24 protein-coding genes are annotated in these 21,169 nt (G+C 66.0%); 9 read left to right on the top strand and 15 right to left on the bottom strand.

What is annotated here, in order from left to right:
* Positions 1 to 15 precede the first annotated feature (15 nt).
* Positions 16 to 549: a putative glycolipid-binding domain-containing protein gene (locus VEA80_RS07325; protein ID WP_325060052.1), complete on the top strand. Its 534-nt coding sequence runs from the start codon at positions 16 to 18 to the stop codon at positions 547 to 549.
* On the opposite strand, the gene VEA80_RS07320 is transcribed toward VEA80_RS07325, so the two are convergent.
* From VEA80_RS07320 to VEA80_RS07285, 8 genes are all read right to left on the bottom strand, one after another.
* Complete coding sequence (locus tag VEA80_RS07320; RefSeq protein WP_325060051.1) at positions 546 to 1,934, bottom strand: type IV secretory system conjugative DNA transfer family protein; 1,389 nt, start codon at positions 1,932 to 1,934, stop codon at positions 546 to 548. The two genes, VEA80_RS07325 and VEA80_RS07320, sit on opposite strands and share 4 nt — an antisense overlap.
* 264 nt (positions 1,935 to 2,198) lie before the next feature.
* Positions 2,199 to 4,376 (bottom strand): peptide MFS transporter, encoded by a 2,178-nt coding sequence (locus VEA80_RS07315; protein ID WP_325060050.1) that lies wholly within the window; start codon positions 4,374 to 4,376, stop codon positions 2,199 to 2,201.
* A 255-nt stretch (positions 4,377 to 4,631) separates the two neighbouring features.
* Positions 4,632 to 6,515: an MHYT domain-containing protein gene (locus VEA80_RS07310; protein ID WP_325060049.1), complete on the bottom strand. Its 1,884-nt coding sequence runs from the start codon at positions 6,513 to 6,515 to the stop codon at positions 4,632 to 4,634.
* A 96-nt stretch (positions 6,516 to 6,611) separates the two neighbouring features.
* Positions 6,612 to 7,145 carry a GNAT family N-acetyltransferase gene (locus tag VEA80_RS07305; RefSeq protein WP_325060048.1) on the bottom strand — a complete coding sequence of 178 codons (534 nt, stop codon included), beginning with the start codon at positions 7,143 to 7,145 and terminating at the stop codon, positions 6,612 to 6,614.
* 58 nt (positions 7,146 to 7,203) lie between these two features.
* Positions 7,204 to 7,563: a hypothetical protein gene (locus VEA80_RS07300; RefSeq protein WP_325060047.1), complete on the bottom strand. Its 360-nt coding sequence runs from the start codon at positions 7,561 to 7,563 to the stop codon at positions 7,204 to 7,206.
* A gap of 67 nt (positions 7,564 to 7,630) precedes the next feature.
* Positions 7,631 to 8,998 (bottom strand): glutamate--cysteine ligase, encoded by a 1,368-nt coding sequence (locus VEA80_RS07295; RefSeq protein WP_325060046.1) that lies wholly within the window; start codon positions 8,996 to 8,998, stop codon positions 7,631 to 7,633.
* 80 nt (positions 8,999 to 9,078) lie between these two features.
* A complete protein-coding gene (gene lepB / locus VEA80_RS07290; protein ID WP_325060045.1) occupies positions 9,079 to 9,741 on the bottom strand; it encodes a signal peptidase I in 663 nt (220 codons plus the stop codon).
* Complete coding sequence (locus VEA80_RS07285; protein ID WP_325060044.1) at positions 9,728 to 10,606, bottom strand: 16S rRNA (uracil(1498)-N(3))-methyltransferase; 879 nt, start codon at positions 10,604 to 10,606, stop codon at positions 9,728 to 9,730. The genes lepB and VEA80_RS07285 overlap by 14 nt, the downstream gene beginning before the upstream one ends.
* 99 nt (positions 10,607 to 10,705) lie before the next feature.
* Here VEA80_RS07285 and VEA80_RS07280 point away from each other — a divergent pair, with 99 nt between their 5' ends.
* Positions 10,706 to 11,353 carry a hypothetical protein gene (locus tag VEA80_RS07280; protein WP_325060043.1) on the top strand — a complete coding sequence of 216 codons (648 nt, stop codon included), beginning with the start codon at positions 10,706 to 10,708 and terminating at the stop codon, positions 11,351 to 11,353.
* Between the two features lie 34 nt (positions 11,354 to 11,387).
* Here the strand turns inward: VEA80_RS07280 and VEA80_RS07275 are convergent, their stop codons facing one another.
* Positions 11,388 to 13,205 (bottom strand): ABC transporter ATP-binding protein, encoded by a 1,818-nt coding sequence (locus VEA80_RS07275; protein ID WP_325060042.1) that lies wholly within the window; start codon positions 13,203 to 13,205, stop codon positions 11,388 to 11,390.
* A gap of 311 nt (positions 13,206 to 13,516) precedes the next feature.
* Here VEA80_RS07275 and ubiA point away from each other — a divergent pair, with 311 nt between their 5' ends.
* The 3 genes from ubiA to VEA80_RS07260 all read left to right on the top strand — a co-directional run bounded on the left by ubiA (position 13,517) and on the right by VEA80_RS07260 (position 16,106).
* Positions 13,517 to 14,473 (top strand): 4-hydroxybenzoate octaprenyltransferase, encoded by a 957-nt coding sequence (gene ubiA, locus VEA80_RS07270; RefSeq protein WP_325060041.1) that lies wholly within the window; start codon positions 13,517 to 13,519, stop codon positions 14,471 to 14,473.
* Between the two features lies 1 nt (position 14,474).
* Entirely contained in the window at positions 14,475 to 15,101 is a 627-nt protein-coding gene (locus VEA80_RS07265; protein ID WP_325060040.1) for a hypothetical protein, read from the top strand.
* A 330-nt stretch (positions 15,102 to 15,431) separates the two neighbouring features.
* Entirely contained in the window at positions 15,432 to 16,106 is a 675-nt protein-coding gene (locus tag VEA80_RS07260; RefSeq protein ID WP_325060039.1) for a hypothetical protein, read from the top strand.
* Between the two features lie 95 nt (positions 16,107 to 16,201).
* Here the strand turns inward: VEA80_RS07260 and VEA80_RS07255 are convergent, their stop codons facing one another.
* The gene (locus VEA80_RS07255; RefSeq protein WP_325060038.1) at positions 16,202 to 16,537 is read right to left on the bottom strand and encodes an antibiotic biosynthesis monooxygenase; all 336 of its coding nucleotides are present in this window, start codon (positions 16,535 to 16,537) and stop codon (positions 16,202 to 16,204) included.
* The gene (locus tag VEA80_RS07250; protein ID WP_325060037.1) at positions 16,534 to 16,839 is read right to left on the bottom strand and encodes an NIPSNAP family protein; all 306 of its coding nucleotides are present in this window, start codon (positions 16,837 to 16,839) and stop codon (positions 16,534 to 16,536) included. The genes VEA80_RS07255 and VEA80_RS07250 overlap by 4 nt, the downstream gene beginning before the upstream one ends.
* Positions 16,840 to 16,903: 64 nt before the next feature.
* Here VEA80_RS07250 and VEA80_RS07245 point away from each other — a divergent pair, with 64 nt between their 5' ends.
* From VEA80_RS07245 to VEA80_RS07235, 3 genes are read left to right on the top strand one after another with little or no spacing between them, the layout of a single operon-like run.
* Positions 16,904 to 17,590: a winged helix-turn-helix domain-containing protein gene (locus VEA80_RS07245; protein WP_325060036.1), complete on the top strand. Its 687-nt coding sequence runs from the start codon at positions 16,904 to 16,906 to the stop codon at positions 17,588 to 17,590.
* A gap of 31 nt (positions 17,591 to 17,621) precedes the next feature.
* Positions 17,622 to 18,530 carry a fatty acid desaturase family protein gene (locus VEA80_RS07240; RefSeq protein ID WP_325060035.1) on the top strand — a complete coding sequence of 303 codons (909 nt, stop codon included), beginning with the start codon at positions 17,622 to 17,624 and terminating at the stop codon, positions 18,528 to 18,530.
* A complete protein-coding gene (locus VEA80_RS07235; RefSeq protein WP_325060034.1) occupies positions 18,527 to 19,171 on the top strand; it encodes a class I SAM-dependent methyltransferase in 645 nt (214 codons plus the stop codon). Before VEA80_RS07240 ends, VEA80_RS07235 begins: the two co-directional genes overlap by 4 nt.
* A gap of 1 nt (position 19,172) precedes the next feature.
* Here VEA80_RS07235 and VEA80_RS07230 read toward each other — a convergent pair whose 3' ends face one another.
* Both VEA80_RS07230 and VEA80_RS07225 read right to left on the bottom strand, forming a co-directional pair.
* The gene (locus tag VEA80_RS07230; protein WP_325060033.1) at positions 19,173 to 19,655 is read right to left on the bottom strand and encodes a hypothetical protein; all 483 of its coding nucleotides are present in this window, start codon (positions 19,653 to 19,655) and stop codon (positions 19,173 to 19,175) included.
* 54 nt (positions 19,656 to 19,709) lie between these two features.
* Positions 19,710 to 19,874 (bottom strand): hypothetical protein, encoded by a 165-nt coding sequence (locus tag VEA80_RS07225; RefSeq protein ID WP_325060032.1) that lies wholly within the window; start codon positions 19,872 to 19,874, stop codon positions 19,710 to 19,712.
* Between the two features lie 145 nt (positions 19,875 to 20,019).
* On the opposite strand from VEA80_RS07225, the gene VEA80_RS07220 reads away from it, so the two are divergent.
* Complete coding sequence (locus tag VEA80_RS07220) at positions 20,020 to 20,424, top strand: MAPEG family protein (RefSeq protein WP_325060031.1); 405 nt, start codon at positions 20,020 to 20,022, stop codon at positions 20,422 to 20,424.
* Here the strand turns inward: VEA80_RS07220 and VEA80_RS07215 are convergent.
* Both VEA80_RS07215 and VEA80_RS07210 read right to left on the bottom strand, forming a co-directional pair.
* Positions 20,421 to 20,996 carry a peptidase S14 gene (locus VEA80_RS07215; protein ID WP_325060030.1) on the bottom strand — a complete coding sequence of 192 codons (576 nt, stop codon included), beginning with the start codon at positions 20,994 to 20,996 and terminating at the stop codon, positions 20,421 to 20,423. The two genes, VEA80_RS07220 and VEA80_RS07215, sit on opposite strands and share 4 nt — an antisense overlap.
* A gap of 2 nt (positions 20,997 to 20,998) precedes the next feature.
* Positions 20,999 to 21,133, bottom strand: a complete 135-nt coding sequence (locus VEA80_RS07210) for a hypothetical protein (RefSeq protein ID WP_325060029.1) — start codon at positions 21,131 to 21,133, stop codon at positions 20,999 to 21,001.
* Between the last annotated feature and the right edge of the window lie 36 nt (positions 21,134 to 21,169).

Below are 21,169 nucleotides of genomic sequence, written 5' to 3'. Positions count from 1 at the left end.
GCGCGTTTGCGCGTGATGACGGAGCAAACCTATCGTTGGCGGCGGCTGGATCATCCAGGCCTCGAACTCATGCGGATCACCGCAAGAGAAGACGCCGTCGAAGCGCGCTCCACCATCATCGACGCCGGCGAAACGCCGTTTGCGTTGCGTTGTCACTGGCGGCTCGACGGCGACTGGCGCTCACGCCTGTTGCGGATCGAACGGGAGGACGGCCACAGCCTCACGATCGAACGTCGCGAGCACGGTTGGCGTATCGATGGCGAAGAGCGCCCCGAGCTCGCCGATTGTCTCGAGATCGACGTCTCGGCGACGCCGTTCTGCAACGGCCTCGCGCTGCGCGGGCTGAAACATCAGCCTAGCGAACTCACCGCCCTCTATGTCGACGCCGCCGACCTGAGCGTGCAGCCCTCGCGCCAGCGCTACGACTTCGTCGGTCCGCAGCGCTGGCGCTATGTCGATCTGGGCGTCGCCGACGGTTTCAGGGCCCTGCTGGATTTCGACACTGATGGCCTCGTCATGCGCTACGAAGGCTTGTTCGAACGAGTCTAGCGCGAGCGCGGCGCCCGCCGTTTCGCCGCCGGCGCCGGGCCTTCCGATTCGAACATCGGGTTTGCGTCCCAGAGGCCGGCGAACGGCGCGTCCTGCAGATAATCCGGCAGCCGCGCATTCAGCGCCTTCTCGTTGGCGACCGAGATGATCTGCTGATCCTTGGTCATCGCGCGGAGCGTATCGGCGTTGATGTCGCCGATCAGATCGGAGCTTTCTTTCGCCATCAGATGATTGGCGACGCCGAACAGCTGGAAGACGCCCGCATTGTTGAAGATCGTGCGCCAGTCCTTCGGATAGAGCCGCTGCAGCTGCGACAGATCCTGGAAGAACGGCCACACTTGCAGGCCGTAGCCGCGCAGCAGCGTCATCGATTGCCGCAGCGGGCCGAATTCGCCGAGCTGGGCGCACTCGTCGAGCAGGAACAGCGTCGAGCGCTTCGGGCGGCGCTTGCGGCCCATGACGGTCAACATCAGCGCGCCGACCCAGAGGCGTAGAAGCGCGCCGTGGCTTTCGAGTTTGTCCGGCGGGATGACGATGTAGATCGTCATCGGATCGCCGCGGCGCACGGCGTCGAGATTGATGGTCGACTTCGACAGCGAACGCAGCGCCGAATCCGAGTTGACGACTTTGAGATACGATTGCGCGGTCGAGAGAATGCCCGAACGTGTCTGCTCGGTGATCGGCAGGAAGCTCGAGATGTTCTGCTTCGAGAGCCGGTTCAACTCTTCGTGGCTCTCGATCAGCGCGGCGAGGTTATAGACCGCGTCGTCGCTCATCAGAATTTCGCGCACCTTGCCGAAGTGGCGTTCGGCCTTGGGCGCGGTCTCGGCGACAGCGGCGATCACGCCCGACATGAGCGAGCGGCCCCAATTGTCCCAGAAGGGCTCCTTGTGGAAGCCGACATCGCCCGCGAGCAGCGAGGCGAGCATTTCAGCATCGGCGTCCAGCAGCGCGCCGGGGCGATTGAACAGGTCGAACGGATTGAGGCTGTCTGTCCGCTTCGACACCGCGCCGAACGGATCGAGCAGGCGCACTTCCTGGCCCATTTCCTTCCGCCGCCGGGCGGTCACGTGCCAAGTCTCGCCCTTCGGGTCGATGACAATGACCGACCCCTCGAACCGGAGCAGGTTGGGGATGATCACGCCCCGCCCCTTACCGGCGCCGGTCGGGGCGATGGTCACCAGATGCCGGTCCTCGCCATAGAGGATCGGCGCTTCGCCCTCGATCACCGGCTCCGCCGCGCGCGGCGCGCCAAAGCCCATCGGCAGCTTGCCGCTGTCGTCCGCTTTCCAGCCGAGCAGCAGGTCCATGACCTCGGGTCGCGCCGCCGCTCCTGAAGCCTCCGCCGGCTTCTTCCTGGAGCGGGTCGTGCGCGCGCGGGTCATCAGCACCTCCTCGCGGCCGCGAAACGCGGCCGAGAATCGCAATCTAGTTCTCAAACGGGGCCGGACCCGAGCCGGAATGCGGCAGCGCCGCCGAACCGGTTAAGGCCAGGGACGGGACGCCGTTCTGGCCCCCGGTCCGGTCTACAACAGCCGGAAAAAATACCCGGCGCAACGCCTTGACGCTGTTCGGGGCATAACTATCCGACAAAGCTAATCGGCGGCCCAGAGGACCGCCGATCGCTTTGTTTTGTAACGATTTTACTGTTAATGGACGTCCGCCATCCACTTTTTCAGCAGCGGCGAGATCAACAGCAGCACGACGCCCGTCGCCACCCCCAGGATACCCACCGCGGTGAACACGGAGACATAGGCCTGAAGTTGCGCCGCGGGGTTCACCACGACGCCGGCGATAGTGTCGGACGCCGTCTGCTGGGCGATGATCGCGGCCAGGATGTGCGCGAGCGAGCTGGACAAGAACCACACGCCCATCATCAAGCCGACCACACGCGCCGCCGACAGCTTCGTCACCATCGAAAGCCCCACCGGCGAGAGGAAGAGCTCGCCCGTGGTGTGCAAGAGATAGAGCAGCGCCAGGAAGATCAGCGGCACGCGGAAGTCCGGTCCCGCAAACTGCGTGCCCCACACCAGCACGAAGAAGCCGAGGCCGACCTGGATGAGGCCGAGCGAGAACTTCACCGGCGTCGACGGCTCCAGCTTGTGCCGTGCGAGCCACAGCCACATGGCGCTGAACGGCAGAGCCAGAAGCACGATGTAGCCGGCGTTGAAGCTCTGCGTCTGCGCCGCGGTCATCTCGAAGACCTCGCCGCCAAGGCCGGTCGTGTAGGCGATGTAGCCTGCCGCCCCGCCCAAGAGGGCGAAGAACACGACGCCATAGCCCAGCATCACCCCGTCGATCTTCTTCTGGAGGAAGGAGACGATCGACACCAGCACCATGATCGCGCCGAGGATGGCGACCGCGAACAGCGCGTAGGTGGTGATCGTGTGGCCGATCGAGCCCGGCGCGGCGACGGTGAGGTTGGTGGAGTTCTCGGCGTAGAGCGAGAGCGAAGAGCCCGCCTGCTCGAACAGCATCCAGAAGACGACGCTGAAGAAGATCAAGATCAAGGCCGCAACCATCTTGGTGCGCTCGACGCCCTTGAAGCCAATTAGCGCATATCCCAGCACCAGGAGGAAGAGAGCCGGGACGACTATACGCAGCGCGTCTTCCATCAATTCGGACTGCTGCACCAGCATCCAAGCCGGGATCACGGCGACGAGGCCCAAAATCCAGAACACGCCCTCGGTGAGCTTGCCGATCGGCTTTGGCGGATCGGCTTTGCCTTTGAGGTATTTCTGGCCGAACAGGTATTGCGTGAGGCCGAACAGCATGCCCACGCCGGCGAGTCCGAAGCCGTATTTCCAGCCGTAGGTCTGGCCGAGATAACCGCAGGCGAGCGTCGCCAGGAACGCGCCCAGGTTGATGCCCATGTAGAAAATGGTGAAGCCGCCGTCGCGACGCGGATCGTCCGGCGCGTAGAGCGCGCCCACGGTCGTCGAGATGTTGGCCTTCAGGAAGCCCACGCCGATGATGATCAGCGCCAGCGAGAGATAGAGGATCTGAACGTAGAGCTGCTCCTGCTGGACGCGGTCGGAATAGCTGCCGTCCGCGAACGTGCGGATGGTGCGATCGTCGTCTGCGGAATCGGTCGCGCCCGGATCGAAAGCCACCGCATCGCGGAGGCTGGTTTGCTCGAGTTGATAGGTCGTGCCGTTGATGTCGACCACCGACATCTCGCCTTCGACGCGGATCGGGTATGCGCCCTCGCCTTCGATGTTCAGCGACGTCGCCGGCGGCTCGCCGCACGGCAGGCCCACCATGCTGCACAGCGAATAGACAAAGCTCGGCGCTTCCGAAGTCAGCGAATAGGCGTCGCCCTCGAGACGGCGGACAGGCATGTCCTGTGCGACCAGGTCGGCGTACTCCCGCACATCGAAGCGCAGTTGTGCGCGGCCTTCTGGAAGATCGATATGCGCGACACGGCCAGCGCCGCGGCCTTCGGCTGAGACGAGATAGCTCTCGCCGCCGGCTTCGAGATACTGCCGCGAGCCCGAACCTTCGAACGCCATACCGAAGTGACCGAGCACCAGGAGCGCTGCGCCGATCGTCACCGCTTTGCGAGCGCCAAGGAAACGGTCGGCGATCACGCCGCCGATCACCGGAATGAGGTACACGAGCGCCGCGTAGGCGCCGTAGAGCCCCTGCGCATCGTTCTGCGAGAACAGGAAGTGCTGCGTGAGATAAATCACCAGCAGCGCGCGCATCCCGTAGAACGAGAAGCGCTCCCACATCTCGGTGAAGAACAGCGTGACCAGGCCGCGCGGGTGGCCGAGGAAGGTCTGCTCGTCGGAGCCCTGCGGCGCCCCGGCGGTTGCGTCAGTCATGTTTTATCCCCTGGGCGCACGCCCTCGCGCGCCGCCCTCCCTAAACTGGCCGACAGACAAGCCTTGCGTTTTTCGATGCGTCAAGCGCGGGACGCTGAACGGAGCCCTGTGTGGGGCGCCGGCAGGAAAAGTGTTCCCCCGATTGGGGCGGCAGAGCAAAGCGGCGCCCGGGGGAAGATCGCTTTAGCGTCTCGCCGACCGCGTCGGCTCATCGCGCTACCGCGCGCCGCCGCCTCGAACACGCGTCCGCCGGCGCTAGACGGCTTGGCGCACCGCGGCGCCCTGCACGGCCTCCAGCACCGCCGCCAATTCTTCGATCGTGAACGGCTTGCGCAGCACCGGACACCCCAGTTCGCGCTTCTTCGCCGTGTCCTTGGTGAACCCAGTCATCAGCACGACCGGCAAGCCGGGATGGTGATCGCGAACGTAGCTCGCCAGATCAAGGCCGCTTTTGCCCGGCATGACGATGTCGCTCAGAACATAGTCCGGCCGCCCGGCCTGGATCGCCGCGACGGCGGCGTCGACGTTCTCGGCGCGTCGCACCGTCAGACCCAATTCCTCGAGCATGCCCGTCACCATCGCGGCGACGCTGGGATCGTCCTCGACGACAAGGATGTCGCCGCGCGATGGCTGCTGCGTAGGCGGAACGAGTTGCGGCGTCTGTTTTGCGATCTCTTCGTTGGACTTGGGCAGGAAGATGCGCACCGCTGTGCCTTCGCCAACGCGCGAGTCGATGACGACGGCGCCGCCCGATTGCTGCACGAAGCCCCAGACCTGCGCCAAGCCGAGCCCGCTGCCGGCGCCGGCTTCCTTCGTCGTGAAGAACGGCTCGAACGCCTTCGCCTGAACCGCCGGCGACATGCCGACGCCGGAGTCCTCGACGACGATTTCAACCAACTCGCCCGCCAGGCCGGTGCGCACGTTTAGGTTCGATCCGACCGAAATCAGCTGATTTCGCGCCGACACGACGATCTTGCCGCCGTCGGGCATGGCGTCGCGCGCGTTGATGACGAGATTGAGCAGCGCGTTGTCCAATGCGCTCGGATCGATTTCGATCGCCCAGAGGTCGGTCGCGGCAGCGAGCTCTATCGTCGCCTTGCTCTGCAGCGGCCGCTCTAGGAGCTGCAGCGCTTGCTGCAAATGCGCAGCGAGATCGATCGTTTTCGGCTCCAGTCGCTGCCGGCGCGCAAACGCCAGCAATTGCTTGGTCAGACTCTGACCACGCGCGACCGCCCGCCTGATTTCGCCGCGTATCATCTCCGTGCGCTGCGGATCTTGGTTGCGCGCCAACATCTCGACGCCGCTCGACATGACCTGGAGCAGATTGTTGAAGTCGTGGGCGACGCCGCCGGTGAGCTGGCCCATCGCCTCCATCTTTTGGGTTTGTTGGAGCGCATTGGCCGTATCGAGTTGCATGTCGAGCAAGCGCCGCTGCGACGAGGCGATCACCGCGCCGCACGTGCTGGCGACGGCGCCGATCAGCACGGAAACGATGCCGACGCGTTTGCCGTCCGCATCGGTCAAAGCGAACGGTCCAATATCGTAGGCAGCCCCGGGCGATGCGCAGAACGCCATGCCGAAAACGCCGGTGTAATGCATGCCGGCCACAGCCAAGCCGAGCGCGACCGCGGCGGGCACCTGCCAATAGCCGTTCGAGGTCCGGAAACTGAGCCACAGCGCCGTTGTCGAAGCGACGAACGCGATCAGCCCGGCGGCAGTGACGAACTTCCAGTCGTGAACGATCAGGAAGCCCTGCACCGCGTAAGCGGCCATGCCGGTGTAGTGCATGGTGACGATGCCCGCCGCCATCAGCGCGCCGGCCATGATCAGGTTTTCCAGTTTAGCGCCGCGGTAAAGAACGAAGACGAACGCGAGCCCCGTGCAAATCATCGCGGGCGCCGCGGACAGCGCCGTGAGCGGCACATTGTAACCGGGCGCCGCCGGCAGCTCCATTGCGCCCATGGCGGTGAAGTGCATCGCCCACACGCCGAGGCCCATCATCACCGCAGCGCCGATCGCCCACCTCGTCCGATGGCGTGCGCAGAGGGCCATCCGGCTCAGTTCCAGCGCGCTGTAGCTCGCGAGAATGGCGACGACAACGGACAGTCCAGCAAGGAATGGATCGTATGCGATAGGCACCGGCGCCCGCCCAGGCAAATTCAGGACCCTCACCAAGCACGCCGCCCGATGGCGCTCAACCCAGCCTGCGCATGTGGTAAGAAACTTGCCGATTTGTCAGATGGCGCGATCGGTTGAACGGAGTTCGGCGTCCAGCACCCACCAGAACGTCTTCCCCGGATTGGAGTCCAGCCAAAAGCCGAGACGCCTCAGAGTGCGCACCGAGGCCAGATTCGCCGCATCGCACCCGGCCAGGATCGTTTCCGCGCCAGCCTCGTCGAACAGCCAGTCGATCACAGCGCCCGCCGCTTCGACGGCATAGCCCTGCCGCCTGCGGCTCCGCGCGATGCCATAGCCGATCTCGAACTCGCGCGCCGCGCGCAGCGAGGGCTCGAACCGCACGTCGCCGACGACGACGCCTTCACCGCGATGAATTGCAATCGCGCGCGTCGGCGCGGCGGCGGGTCCCCACACGTGCGCGATGGAGCGTGCGACGAGGCCGAGGCTGGCCTGGCACCAATCGGCCGGCGCGTCGGCCCCGATTACGCCGGCGAACGCCGCCTGCCCGGCCCGCGCCGCCTCAGCCATCTCCGCCGTCACCGGCGCGAGCTTGAGGCGTGGCGTGAAGAGCGGATGGTCGAGCGCGCGCATGGCCGTAGGATGGCTCTCGGCGCGACCGGCGGCAACACCGAAGCGCCGCTCGCGCGTACTACCCGCCGTATAAGGGCGTCGAGTTGAACGCCAACGCGGCGATGCCGAGCGTCAGCGCGAGCACGATCCAGGTCCAGAAACGGGTCGGGATGAAGAAGAGCGAGCCGGCGCTCGGCCGCACCTCAATGCGCTCGCCGGTGGCTTCATCGACGAACACGCGCCCTTCGCCCTGCTCGCGCCAGCGCGCGAAGAGATAGACGCCGGTGGTTGCGAGCAGGCCGCCGATCAGCGTGCCCACGGACTGCGCCGGCCCGTAAGGCAGCCATTGCTCCAACACGTCGGCCGCGCCGAACGTCACGAACAAGCCGATCGCGACGAACACGACGACCATGATTCCCCAGCCTGACCAGATCAGCATGCGTTCCCCCTAAAATGCCCGGGCGCACAAAGGGGTGGAGACCGCGGCGAAGTCAACAGGCGCGACGTCAGTACGCGCAGGCCTCGAACACCGGGCGCACGTCGCCGCGCCACTCCGCACGGTAGCGCTCGATCAGCCGCTCCGCGGGCGTGACGCCAGTGGCGGCGATGTCATCCAGTTCGCCGAGAAAATGCGTTTCGTCGTCGCCGCTATTGTCCGCACGTGCGCGGGACTTGAGACCTTGGCGCGCGATCGCCAGCGCCGCTTGGGCGATGTCGCGCGCGCTGTTGCCGCGGATCGGCGCCTTGAGCCCCAGCACCGGCACGGCGCGGCGCAGGCTCTCGCGGTCCTCCGCCGTCCAGCTCTTCACCAGCGACCACGCCGCCTCGAGCGCCGCATCGTCATAGAGAATGCCGGCCCAGAACGCCGGCAGCGCGCAGAGCCGCGACCACGGGCCCGAATCCGCGCCGCGCATTTCGAGATACGTCTTCAGCCGCACTTCCGGGAAGATCGTCGTCAGATGATCTTCCCAATCCTTCGCCGTCGGCCGCTCGCCGGGCAGCGCCGGCAGCTTGCCGTCCATGAAGGCGCGGAAGCTCTGGCCCGAGGCGTCGATGTATTTGCCGTCGCGATAGACGAAGTACATCGGCACATCGAGCGCATATTGGGCGTAGCGCTCGAAGCCCATGCCGTCCTCGAACACGAACGGCAGCATGCCGGTGCGGTCGGGATCGGTGTCGGTCCAGATGTGCCCGCGATACGAAAGGAAACCGTTGAGCCGCCCTTCTGCAAAGGGCGAGTTCGCGAACAGCGCCGTCGCGATCGGCTGCAGCGCGAGGCCGACGCGGAATTTTTTCACCATGTCCGCTTCGGAGCCGAAGTCCAAATTGGTCTGCACGGTGCACGAGCGAAACATCATCTGGCGGCCAAGGCGGCCCACCTTCTGCATGTAGTCGCGCATGATCTTGTAGCGGCCTTTCGGCATGATCGGCGTCTCATCGAGCGACCAGAGCGGCGAAAAGCCCAGGCCGAGAAAGGCGATGCCCATCTTGCCGGCGACGTCTCGCAATTGCTTCAGGTGCGAGCCGGTCTCGGCGCAGGTCTGGTGCAGGTGCTCGAGCGGCGCGCCGGAGAGTTCGAATTGCCCGCCCGGCTCGAGCGTGATCGAGGCCATGCCCTGCTTCAGCGCGATGACGTTCTCACCCTCGTAAACGCGCTCCCAGCCGTAGGACTCCGCCAAACCGTTCAGCAGCGCGCCAATGCCGCGCTCGCCCTCGTACGGCACGGGCGCGAGCGTATCGCGGTCGAAGGCGAACTTCTCGTGCTCGGTGCCGATGCGCCACGTCGCGCGATCGGGCTTGGGGCCGGTCTCCAGGTGCGCGACGAGATTCCTGAAGCCCGTCAGCACCGGGGCCTTTTCTTTCGTATGGGCCAAGCGCTTCCTCCAGGCGGCTCGTTGCCGGGCATGTGGAGCGTGATCGCACGGGCCGCAAGGGAGGCGGCCCGCTCCAAGGACTATTCGAGCGCAAGCCCCAGGCGGTTGCGGTCCCGGCTCCACAGGATGGCGACCGCGCGCCTGCGAATCACGCTCTCTGGGATCGGGCCATGTTGACGGGAGTCCTCGCTGCGGTCCCGGCAATCGCCCACCACGAAGACGTGCCCCGGCGGCACCCGGATTTCAGCCATCTCCCGCCCATGACGCGGCCGCCCGCTACTAAACGTATCGGTCGGGTCGAAGTAAGTGTCGTACGTTCGTCCAGCGAGACGTTCGCTGAAGCGTCGAAGGTCGGGGAAGACACTCCTGCCCTCGCACTCAAACCGAAGATCCTCTGAGCCGACGAAAGTGCTCGTGGCGGCGTTGCCGTTAAGGATCGGGCGGCCGTCGCTGAAGGCGACGCGGTCGCCCGCCAATGCAACGATGCGCTTCATGTAAAAATGAACTCGCCCATCGAACTCCCAAGCTTGTTCAAAGACGACGATGTCTCCAATGCGCGGTTCGATGCGCGGCGGACGCAGTTGCACGGTTTCGTTCGGCATGACCGTCGGCGCCATATCTGTGCTGCAGCGCTGCGAGCGGATGCTCAGAAGTTGAGCCTCAGCCGGTCTCGGCGCAACGGCCGCAGCGGCGGCCAAACTCACAAGTGCAGTGCGCCGCGTTAGACGTTCACGCTGAGTCATGACCCCAGTCCCCCCAGGCCGACTGTATTACGCTTAAAGCCGCAATCACCGCCGTCTCCGCCCGCAATATGCGCGGTCCGAGCGACACCGGAACGACATAAGCCAAGCCGCGCAGCATCCGCCGCTCTTCCGGCGTGAAGCCGCCTTCGGGGCCAATGAGCAAAGCGACTCCCCCGCCCCCTCGCGGGGCGGGGTTTGGGGGGTGGGGGGCGTTCAAACGCTCAGGCGCCTGCTCGTTTGATCGCCCCCCCTCCGGCCGCTTCGCGGCCACCTCCCCCGCAAGGGGGGAGGTTTTGAGCGCATCAAGCAGCGGCACGCCTCTGCCTCTTTCACCGCCCCAAGGCGCACTCTCATCGTCCCCCGCTTCATCCGCATAGATCAGCGGCCGCGCCGCATCCCAGCCGTCGAGCGCGCGCGCCAGCGACACTGCTTCGAATATTTCCGGCGCATCGAACCGCTCCGTCTGCTCGGCCGCTTCGCGCGCGATGGCGGCGAGGCGATCAACCCGCACCGTTTCAGCAATCGTGCGCTGCGTGATCACCGGGCGAATGCGCGCGACGCCCAGCTCCGTCGCCTTCTCCACGATCAAATCCGTCGCGTGCCGTTTCACCGGCGCGAACAGCAGCTCCAAATCGGGCGCAGCCCGCGGCTGGCGCAGCTTCTCCTCCACCCGCACATTCATGCCGCGTTTGCTCTTGCCGCTGACCCGCGCGCGCCATTCGCCGTCGCGCGCGTTGAACACGCGCACGGCGTCGCCGGCATCCAGCCGCAGCACCGTCCCGACGTGGCGCGCCTGGCCCTCCTCCAGCGCGATCTCCGCGCCGGGGCCAAGCGTCTCCTCGATCATCAAACGCGGCTCGGGCATCGTCCCTTGCTGCCAAGCCCTCCCCGTCGGTGCAAGCTTTCGCCCTTGACCCAGCGGCCGGCGCGGCGCTGGATCGGCGCGCTACGCGGAGGGGAACCCATGGCCAAGCCGCTTCTGATCACGGCCGGCGACGTCATCGAAGTGCAGCTGACCTCGGAGACCGTGGTGTTCGATCGCGGCGACGGCGCAGCCCAGGTCGAGCCCGGCCACATCACCAACCGGATGCGCCTGTTCGTCCGCGAACTCGACGGCCGCGAGAACAAGTACGATTTCGAAGACACCGAACTCGGCGTGCGCGAAACCCAACGCGTCGCCATCGTCCGCGGCGCCGCCAAGGGCGCCAGGCAGCCGGTCAACCTGATGCTGTTCAACCTCTCCAGCGGCGAGAGCGATGCGTTCGAGCGCGGCCTGCGCGCCTTTCTCGGTGAGAAGCCGTTCTTCAACGCCTTCCTCAAAGCCGTCGCGATCGCGCTCGGGATCGTCATCGTGTTCTGGCTGACAGCGCGGTTCGGGTTGGCGAAGACCATCGCTTGGGCCAACGTCTACAGCATCATGACCGCGCTGCTCCTCTTCCCGCTGCTGTGGTGGGGCGCAGCGCAGTGGGACAAGCTCACGCGCGAGTGGCGCTATCAAAACTTGCGGAAACGGCTGATCGCGGACGCGACGGGCCGCGTGCGGGCGTATCTTGCGCCGCCTGCGTCCTCGCCGGCGGCGGCGCTCAAAGCCGCGCCGCCGCAGCAAGCCTAACGCCGCACGGGCCAGAACACCGGCGGCCCAGGGTTCAGGCCGCCGCCTCCGCAATCACGTCGCCGCGGCTCATTGCGTTCAGCCGCGCATAGAGCCCGCGCGCGTCGATCAGTTCGGCGTGCCTGCCCTGCTCCACCACCCGGCCCTGGTTGAACACCAGGATGCGGTCGGCCTCGCGCACCGTGCTCAGCCGGTGCGCGATCACGATCGTGGTGCGCCCGCGCATCAGCTCGGCCATCGCCGCCTGCACTTCCCGTTCGGTTTCCACGTCAAGCGAAGAGGTCGCCTCGTCGAGGATCAGCACCGGCGCGTCGGCCAGAAACGCCCGCGCCAGCGCCACCCGCTGACGCTCGCCGCCCGAGAGCTTCACGCCGCGCTCGCCGACTTCGGTCTCGTAGCCGTTCGGCAGCTTCGAGATGAAGTCGTGCGCACGCGCCCGCTTGGCGCAGGCGATGATCTCCTCCATGGCGGCGTCCGGCCGCGCGTAGGCGATGTTCTCGCGCAGCGAGCGGTGAAACAGCGCCGGGTCCTGCGGCACGAGCGCGAGGCTCCGCCGCAAGCTCGCCTGCGTCACCGCGCGCACGTCCTGCCCGTCGATGCGAATGGCGCCGCCGCTGACGTCGTAAAGACGCTGCACCAGCTTGACGAACGTGGTCTTGCCCGAGCCCGTCGGGCCCACCAACGCCACCGTCTCGCCCGGCGCAATCTCCAGCGAGAAATCGCTGTAGAGAATTTCGGCGGCGTTCTTGTAGCCGAACGACACTCGGTCGAACACGATGTGCCCCGCGCCCGGGGCGAACGTCCTCGCATCGGCGCGGTCGACCACGTCCTCCTTCTCCAGCGCGTAAGCGACGACGTCCTCGATATCGGCGATGCCCTTTTGCAGATTCTGCACGTTCTCGCCCAGCATGCGCAGATACCCTGAGACCAGCAGGAACGAGGTGATCGCGAACACCGCATCGCCCGCCGTCGCGCGCCCATTGCTCCATTCGAGCAGCACGAGGCCCAACAGGCCCGCCTGCAGGATCCAGAGCAGCATGTTCTGCAGCACCCAGGCATTGGTGAATCGGCTCCAGGTGTGATTGGCCTCTTTGGTCCAGGCCTGCACCACGCCGTCGAACCGCTTTTCTTCGCGCGCTTCCGCGCCGAACGCTTTCACCGTCGCGTTCGATGCGACGGCGTCCGCAAGGGCTGCGCCGATCTCCGTGTCGGCCTTGATGTAGCGGCGCAGCGGCTCGGCCACATAGAAGCGGCTGGCGAGATACGCTACGGCCAGGAACGCCAGAATGGTGACGCCCGTAAAGCCGCCGATCACCGGCCATTGCATGAATGTCAGCACCGTCACCCCGATCAGCACGGCGGCCGCGGGTATCATGTACCAGACCATCGTGTCCGAAATGACGTCGTACGCGTTCATCGCCCGCGACACGCGTCGCACCGTCGCGCCGGCGAAATTGTCGGCGTGCCAATCGGCGGAAAAGCGCTGCACGTCGCGAAAGCCGTCCGTGACGATCCGCTCCATGTTCTTGGACGCGAACGGGATGTGAAAGCGCACGCCAATGTTCCGCGTCATGTAGAAGACGAACGCCAACAGGACGACCACGCCATAACCCCAGGCGGCCGCGCGCTGCCCCGCCTCCGAAGGCCCGGCCGTGAGCGCGTCCACCAAGTGCTTGGACGCGAACGGCATCGCCAGGTCCGCCACCACGGCCGCGCCGAAGAACAGCCCCACCAGCGCAAGCTTGCCCGGCTGGCTCGACCAGTGTTTCCACATGAAGGCGGCCACTTGGCGCAAGCTTGCCTTGCGCCGGCCGCCCTCGGCCTCATCGTCGAAATCGAACGTATCGCTCATCGGAATACCAAAGCGCAGCCGCTGGCGCGGCAGTGCGAACTCAGAAGTGGGAAACGAAGCGCTGGAAGCGAAGCGTCAATCGACGCGCAACACCCGCAGCACGGCTTGCTTCGCGAACCGGTTTCCCCAATCGCAATCGGGGACTTGGAGCCGATCGAGCGCAGCGCTCTCTTCAGGCTCGACGGCGACCGTTCGCGGCGCCGTGCTTATTTCAAGCGGGTGTTCATCCAGACAGCTCCTCTGTCGAAGGACGGCTCACATACCGCTTTCGCGCACTTGCGTAAAGCAAAACCCCGCCGCATCACCACGACGTGACAGATTTGAAACCCGCCGACGCCCTGAAGCAACACTGGACGGACGCACTGCCGCGCGCCTGGAAGCCCTACGCGCAGCTGTCGCGTCTGGACCGCCCGATCGGCTGGCAGCTGCTGCTCTTGCCGTGCCTGATGGGGATCGCCGTCGCGCGCACCGGCTACGGCTTCTACTGGGAGGATTTGCGCTACGCGCTCGCCTTTCTCCTTGGCGCAATCGCCATGCGCGGCGCCGGCTGCACCTACAACGACATCCTCGACCGCGACATCGACGCAAAAGTCGAGCGCACGCGCCTCCGCCCCCTCCCATCCGGCGCCGTCACGCTGAAACAGGCCTGGACCTGGCTGCTCGCCCAATGCCTTTTCGGTCTCGTCGCGCTGCTGATGCTGCCGCCGCTGGCGCAGCTCGTTGCGCTCATCGCCATTCCGCTGGTGGCGCTCTATCCGCTGATGAAGCGCATCACTTGGTGGCCGCAGGCTTGGCTCGGCATCGTCTTCAGCTGGGGCGCGCTGGTCGGCGGCGCCGCATCGACGTACCTCTCCGGCGTCGTGCCGCTCGAAGCGTTCGCGCTCTACGCAGGCTGCATCTGCTGGACCATCGGCTACGACACGATCTACGCGCTGCAGGACCGCGAGGACGACGCCCTGGTCGGCGTCCGCTCCACCGCGCGCCTCTTCGCCGACAAATGGCGCACCTGGACCACCGTCTTCTACGTCGCCGCGCTCGCGCTTTGGACTGCAGCCGCGTCCGTCGGCGGCGCCGGCCTCCTTGTCGCGGCGGCGCTGGCGCTCATCGCCGCGCTTCTGATCTACCCGATGCTCGCGCGCATCGACGACGCACGTCCGGAAACGGCGCTTGCAGCCTTCAAGGCGAACGCCATCATAGGCGCGGCCGTCTTGCTTGCCTTCGCGCTCGAACCCATCTGGCGCACGCTGCGGCCGGTGCTGGGAGTGTGACGTGGGCGAGGCCGAAAAAGAGCTGAGCAAAATCTGCAAACGCTTCGCCGCCGTGGTGAAGCATCACGACCCATACCCCACCAGCTTCGCCAAAAACAAAGACCCGTACCGCGCCCTCATCCGCGCCGTCGTTTTCCAGCAGCTCTCCGGCAAGGCCGCCGCCACCATTCATGGCCGTCTGATCGCGCTCTGGGCGGACAAGGATCACCCCAATCCCGAGGATATCCTCGCTGCCGACCCGGCACTGTTGCGCGGCGCCGGCCTCTCGCGCCAAAAGATCGCCGCCATCCAGGACATCGCCCAAAAGCGGCTCGACGGGACGATCCCGCAGGCCCGCGCGCTCACCCGCTTGCCGGATGAAGAGATCATCGAGCGCCTCACCGCCGCGCGCGGCGTCGGCCGCTGGACGGTCGAGATGTACCTCATGTTCACACTGGGGCGCCCGGACGTGCTGCCGATCGACGATCTCGGTGTGCGCAAGGGCGCGGAAAAGCTTTACCGCCGCAGCTTCACGCCGAAGGAACTGGGCGCCTATGGCGAACGCTGGGCGCCGTGGCGCAGCGCCGCTGCATGGCACTTATGGCGCTTGATGGACATGAAGACGCTGCCGAACGACAAAGCGGCCTAATGCGGGCGTGAGGGCTCTGAAAACTCACGCTCCTTCAGCGCGCGCAGGCGCAATTTGATGTCCTCCGGAACCTTCGCCGGCTCCGTCGTGAACACGCGACGCAACGATGTGCCTAGCGCTCTGAGCCTCTCGGCCTGGGTGGGATCAACGTGGGTGCGCATGATTTGATAAGAATGGACTTACCATCTGTGACGTTCCCGCATCACACTCAGCCGTGACACAGAAAATCGCTGCACATTTGCGCCATCCGAGGGAGGCGAAATGTGCGCAAAATCGGGGATAGAACGGCGGCAAATCCGACCGCGCATGACTGGCCCCATAATGGCGCCCATGCACATCGCAACGCTCTCCGATCCGATCAGCTCCCTCTGGGCCGCCGCCCGCGCAATCTTCGTGCGCATGATTGGCGTCATCGGCGAACCGCGCGCGCTCAGGGAGAACCTCGAGCCCGACGCCAAGACGCTGGCGCGCGTGCGCGCCTGGCTGCGTCCGCTCGAGGCGGTGGTGCGCAAGATCGTTCTGGTGGAAGCGGCGGCGCTCGCCCGAACGCTGGCGCCGCAGCCCGAGCCGCGCCTGACATCGCCGACGCGGTTTGCACCGAAAACTCCCTACCCGCAGCCGCGCCCACACAGGGGCCGCTTCCGGCTTTGGCCCAGGAGCGGGCCGCGCCCGCGCATCCGCTTGCTCGGCCCGCCCACACACGTGCGCGAAATCTGGCGCGAACAGATCCGCGAGGCGCAAGTGCGCCAGCTTGCCCTCGTTCGCTTCATGCGCCCGCCCGAACCCGTCTTGCTGGCGGGCCGCATCGAAGCGCTCGCGCGCGTCCTCCACAAGCCGCTCCCGGCCATCCGCCGGCTTGCCCGCAAGCTCCGCCGCTCGCCGAGGCTAGCCTATGCGCTCGCCGTCACGCGCTGGCCGCGCTCGCCGCACGCCGATCCGCACCTGCAGGACGTCGTCATCCGCCACGCCTGCGACTCCGCGAAGGAGCTGAATGACTCCAGCTGACCCTTCTCGCCGCCGATCGCTCGAACGCGACGTTTCCGGGAAACGCGGCGCGCCGACGCATGCGTTTTCCTCCCACACCGACATTCGTCGGCGAACTACGCCTCTTCCCGAGGCGGCGCCTCCGCCCGCTCGTGCATTCCGTAATCGCGCACCACCGCCGCCACGCGCAGCCGATAGTCGCGAAACACCCGCGTCCGGCCCTCGCCTTGAGCCGCTCGATGCGCCTCCATTTCGCGCCAGCGCCGCACCGCTGCTTCGTCGCGCCAGAACGACAGCGACAGCACGCGCGCCGGATCGCTCAGACTCTGAAACCGCTCGATCGAAACGAAGCCGTCGATCTCATCGAGCAGCGGCCGCAGTTCCGCAGCGATACGGAAATAGTCGTCTCGAAACGCCGCGTGCGGCTCGACCTCGAAGATCACCGCAATCATCGCGAGCACAGCCGCAGGAAGATGCGGTCCTCTTTCAAAATAAAGCGCTCGCGCCGCGCAAACTCGTAGTTCTCGCGCCCCTGCGGATCGGCCGCCAGCCTCGCGCGATACTGTTCGTACGCGGCCAGGTCGGCAATGTTGTACACACCGTAGGCTGTCGTCGCCGAGCCTTCGTGCGGCGCGAAATAGCCGATCAGATCGGCGCCGCAACGAGGGATCGCCTCGCCCCAGACTTCCGAGTACCGCTCGAACTCGCCCTTCTTGAACGGATCGATCTCGTAGCGAATGAAACAGGTGATCATCGTTTCGCCTCCGCAGCTCAGATAGCGCATTGCGGCGGCGCTACGGTACGATTAACATCGAACCATGAAAGAAGGCCCAGACATCGCCGCGATCGCCGCCATGGTCGGCGATCCCGCGCGCGCCAACATGCTGACGGCGCTCTTGAACGGCGCCGCGCTGACGGCGAGCGAACTCGCGCTCGAAGCCGGCGTCACCAAACAGACGGCGAGCTCGCACTTGAACAAGCTGGTCGACGGCGGCCTCGTCGCCGTCGAAGCGCAGGGCCGCCACCGCTACTATCGCTTGGCCGACGCCGATGTCGCCGGCTTGCTCGAAACCCTGATGGGCGTCGCCATGCGCGCCAAAGCGCTGCGCACGCGCCCCGGCCCCAAGGAGCCGGCGCTCCGCCGGGCGCGGCTCTGTTACGACCATCTCGCCGGCGAACTTGGCGTCGCCATGTTCGACAGCTTCATCAAGAACAAATGGGTCAGCCCAGGGCCCGAACGCACCTATGCGCTGACCCGCCTCGGCCGCGCCAAGGTGTCGAGCTTCGGCGTCGATATCGAGGATCTGGAGAACGGCGCCCGCCCGCTTTGCCGCGCCTGCCTCGACTGGAGCGTCCGCCGCCACCATCTCGCTGGCGCCCTGGGCGCTGCCATCCTCGAGCGCGTCTTCGAACGCGGCTGGGCGACGCAACGTCGGGGCAGTCGTGTATTGGAATTTACGCCCGTCGGCGAGGCCCAGCTGAAACGTGTCTTCGCGTTTGGGTGAAATTGGAAAGGGTTTGAGCTAAATAGCCCTCATGCCGGCCGTCGCCCGCCTTGACCCGAAGGACATCTTCACGCCCGAAGAATGGGCGCCGATGGCTGCGCGCTCGCACTGGCGCGGCTTGGCGCTGGTCGTTCACGCCTGGGCGATCATCCTTGGCGCCGGCGCGCTGTTCTTGATTTGGCCGAACCCGCTCACGTTCGTGATCGCCGTGATGCTGATCGGGGCCCGCCTGCTCGGCCTCGCCATCCTGATGCACGACGCCGCCCACGGCGCGCTGCACACCAACTCGGCCATCAACGATTTTGTCGGCGAATGGCTCTGCGCCGCGCCCGTCGGCGCGCGGCTCCACTCCTACCGCGCCTATCACCTTAAGCATCACCGCTTCACCGAACAACCCGAAGACCCCGATCTTCCGCTCTCGGCGCCGTTCCCGATCACGCGCAAATCGCTGTGGCGCAAGATCGTTCGCGATCTCACCGGCCAAACCTTCCTGAAGCAGCGCGCCGCCCAGCTCTTCGGCAACCGCAAACCGGGCGAAGTCGTGAACTCCGGCAACTGGCGCTTCCTGCTTGTCAACGCGCTCATGCTCGCCGCGCTCACCGCCGCCGGCTATTGGTGGACGTACTTTGCGCTCTGGATCGTGCCGATGGCGACGTGGTTTCCGCTGGTCACGCGCTTGCGCAACATAGCCGAGCACGCCTGCGTCAAAGCGCAGGAGCATCCGCTCACCCACGCCCGCACCACACTCGCCAACCCGCTCGAGCGCCTGTTCATCGCGCCATACTGGGTCCACTACCACGCCGAGCACCACGCCTTCATGCACGTGCCCTGCTATCGCCTGACGCGCCTGCACGAGGCGCTGATGAACAAAGGCTTCTGGTCGAAGATGAAAATCTCGCCCGGCTATTTCAGCGTTCTGAGCGAAGCCGCGCCGGCGTGATCTCCGACATTCCCGCTTTCATCCGCGAGAACACGCGCGTGCTCGCGCCGAGCCATGTGCCGGAGATTCAGCTCCATCTCGCCGACGACGCCGTCGCACTTTGGGAGCTGACCGAAGAACAGCTCGGCGAACTCGGCCTGCCGCCGCCGTTCTGGGCATTCGCGTGGGCGGGCGGGCAAGCGCTCGCGCGCTACCTGCTCGATCATCCGGAGATCGTGCGCGGCAAACACGTGCTCGACGTCGCGTCGGGCTCAGGCCTCGTCGCCATCGCCGCGATGAAGGCGGGCGCGGCCTCCGCGCTCGCCGTCGACATCGACAGCTTCGCCGCGCACGCCGCCGCGCTCAACGCCCAGCTCAACAATGTCGAAATCCAAACCAGCGACGCCGATCCCGTCGGCCATCCGACCGACGCCGACGTCATCCTCGTCGGCGATCTCTTCTACGACCGCGACCTCGCCCCGCGCGTGCTGGACTGGCTGACCGAGCTTCAGCGCGCCGGCAAGACCATCCTCATCGGCGATCCGGGCCGCACGTATCTGCCGCGCGACCAGCTCGACCAGATCGCCGCCTACGATATTCCGGTCACCCGCGCGCTCGAAGACGCCGAGGTGAAGCGGGCAGCCGTATGGACGCTCAAATAGCTCACTCGATCGCGCACACGTACTGGCGCGCTTCTGCATCGGCTTCGGCCGCCCGCGCCTCTTCGCACACCGCGTCCCAGAACCGCATCACCTCTTCGCCGAGCGCGTTCGAACGTGTCTGCAATTCCTCCAGCGAGGGCGAGGCGTCCGCCGGCTCGCCGATCCACACCGGCTGATACGACGGTCCGCACGACACCGCCGTGTAGAGCCCTCTCGCGCACAGGCTCGAACGCTCGAGATTGTATTGCCAAACTGTTTCCCTGAGCCGCCGCGCCAAATCGCGCGGATCGGTGACTTCAGGCTCGGCCGCGTTCGGCGCTTCGCTGCTGAGGTTCTCGACCTGATCGAGCATCACGCCGTAACGGCCGACCTCGATGTTCAGGTTGAACGGATCGGGCGCCTCCGCCTCCTGCGCGCCGACCTGCTGGCCCGCCTGTCCGCACGCCGCCAGCGCTAGCGCCAGCATCATGGCCCGCAGCTTCATGTCCGCCTCCTCGCAATGGAGGAAGCTTAGCGGCGCAGTCCCGGAAGTGAAGCTTCAGCGATCGAGCGGCGCGAGCGCGTTGTAGCCGGCGGCGAAATCGTAATCGCTGTCGCGGACGCGGCGGAAAAAGGCTATCGCGGCAACCGCAAGGCCCAAGCCTGCGATCACCGCGAACATCGCCCCTACGACGCCGAGCAAATCCGCGTCCAAACCACCCATCCCATGCCTTCGAGGCATTCTTTGTATGAGAAGACTATGACTGAGCGCGGTGAACACGCGGTTTCGGAAATCAAAACAAAACATTGAAATGCACTTGGGGCCGCACGCCGGGCTCGCTACATCAACGGAGCGGAGGGAAACGACGATGCTGCGTCTGGAATGGACGGCGATCTACGCCGGCGTGAACATCCTCATCCTGCTCGTGCTGGCACTGATGGTGGCGAGCGGCCGGCGCACCCACAAGATCGTGCTGGGTGTCGGCGACAATCCGGACTTCAACCGCGCCGTGCGCGCCCACGCCAACGCCGCCGAATACATTCCCGCTGGCCTGGTCGGCATCCTGCTGCTGGCGCTCTTGGAGCCCGCGGCCCCCCTCTGGCTTTTCCACAGTGCTGCGCTTTCGTTAACGGCGGGCCGGATCATCCACGCGGTCGGCTTACACACCGGCGCCCTCAACGCCGGCCGGGTGATCGGCATGGCGCTGACCTGGCTGAGCTTTCTGCTGATGGGCGCCGGCCTTGTTTGGTCCGGCTTGAGCCAGCAGCTCTAGAACAACCCCGCGATCAGCTTGCGCTCCAGCGCCTCGTCCGCGGTGACGTACCAATCGCGAACGGCGCGCTCGCAGATCTCTTCGAAGCTCACCTCGGACCCGGCGACCAGGTCGCGGAAGCCGCGCCGCTCGACCTCGAGCGCCACCTCGATTTCCGCCTTGACCCGATCGACTTCGAGCGCGCTCGCCTTCAGCGCACTGCGCAGCGAGACATCCTTGTTCATCGTGCGCTCGTGAATAAGGAGCACGCAGCCCCTGCTCAAGAACCGACGCGCCACAGGGAACGCCGACATGATGGTGACGCCGGCGGAATAAACCGTGGTTCGCCCCGCGAACCAGAGCGTCTTGCCGCAATGCTCTGTTAAGATGCGCAGGTCTTCGCGAACGCGGCGCCCGACATCGGCGTCGCCGCCGAACGTGGTCAGCTCGACCGTGATGTCATCGTCGGTGACGCAGCCGATCTGCTCCCGGAAACTACGGAAAAAATCATCGTTGATCTCGCCGAATAGCTTCACCTGCGGCGCCAACAGGCGCGCCGGCGCCTCCGATGGCTCAGACGCCGGCGTCCTCACGCTTATTGCTTCTTATTGCGCTTGTTGTCGTTCTGGCGCTCGTCGCGCTCGCGGTTGCGCTGGCCGCCTTGGTTGCCTTGACCGCCACGTGGCCCGGCTTGGCGTTCGCGTTGTTCTTCTTGGCGTTCGTTCGGCATAGGGTTCTCCTCTTCTGAACCGCAGCATCAGAAAAC

Origin of the sequence: Vitreimonas sp., assembly GCF_035627415.1 — a bacterium.
In the GTDB taxonomy this organism is placed as follows: Bacteria; Pseudomonadota; Alphaproteobacteria; order Caulobacterales; family Aquidulcibacteraceae; genus Vitreimonas.
The sequence above is the reverse complement of the archived record's forward strand: the minus strand, read 5'-3'. Positions and strand labels throughout refer to the sequence as shown.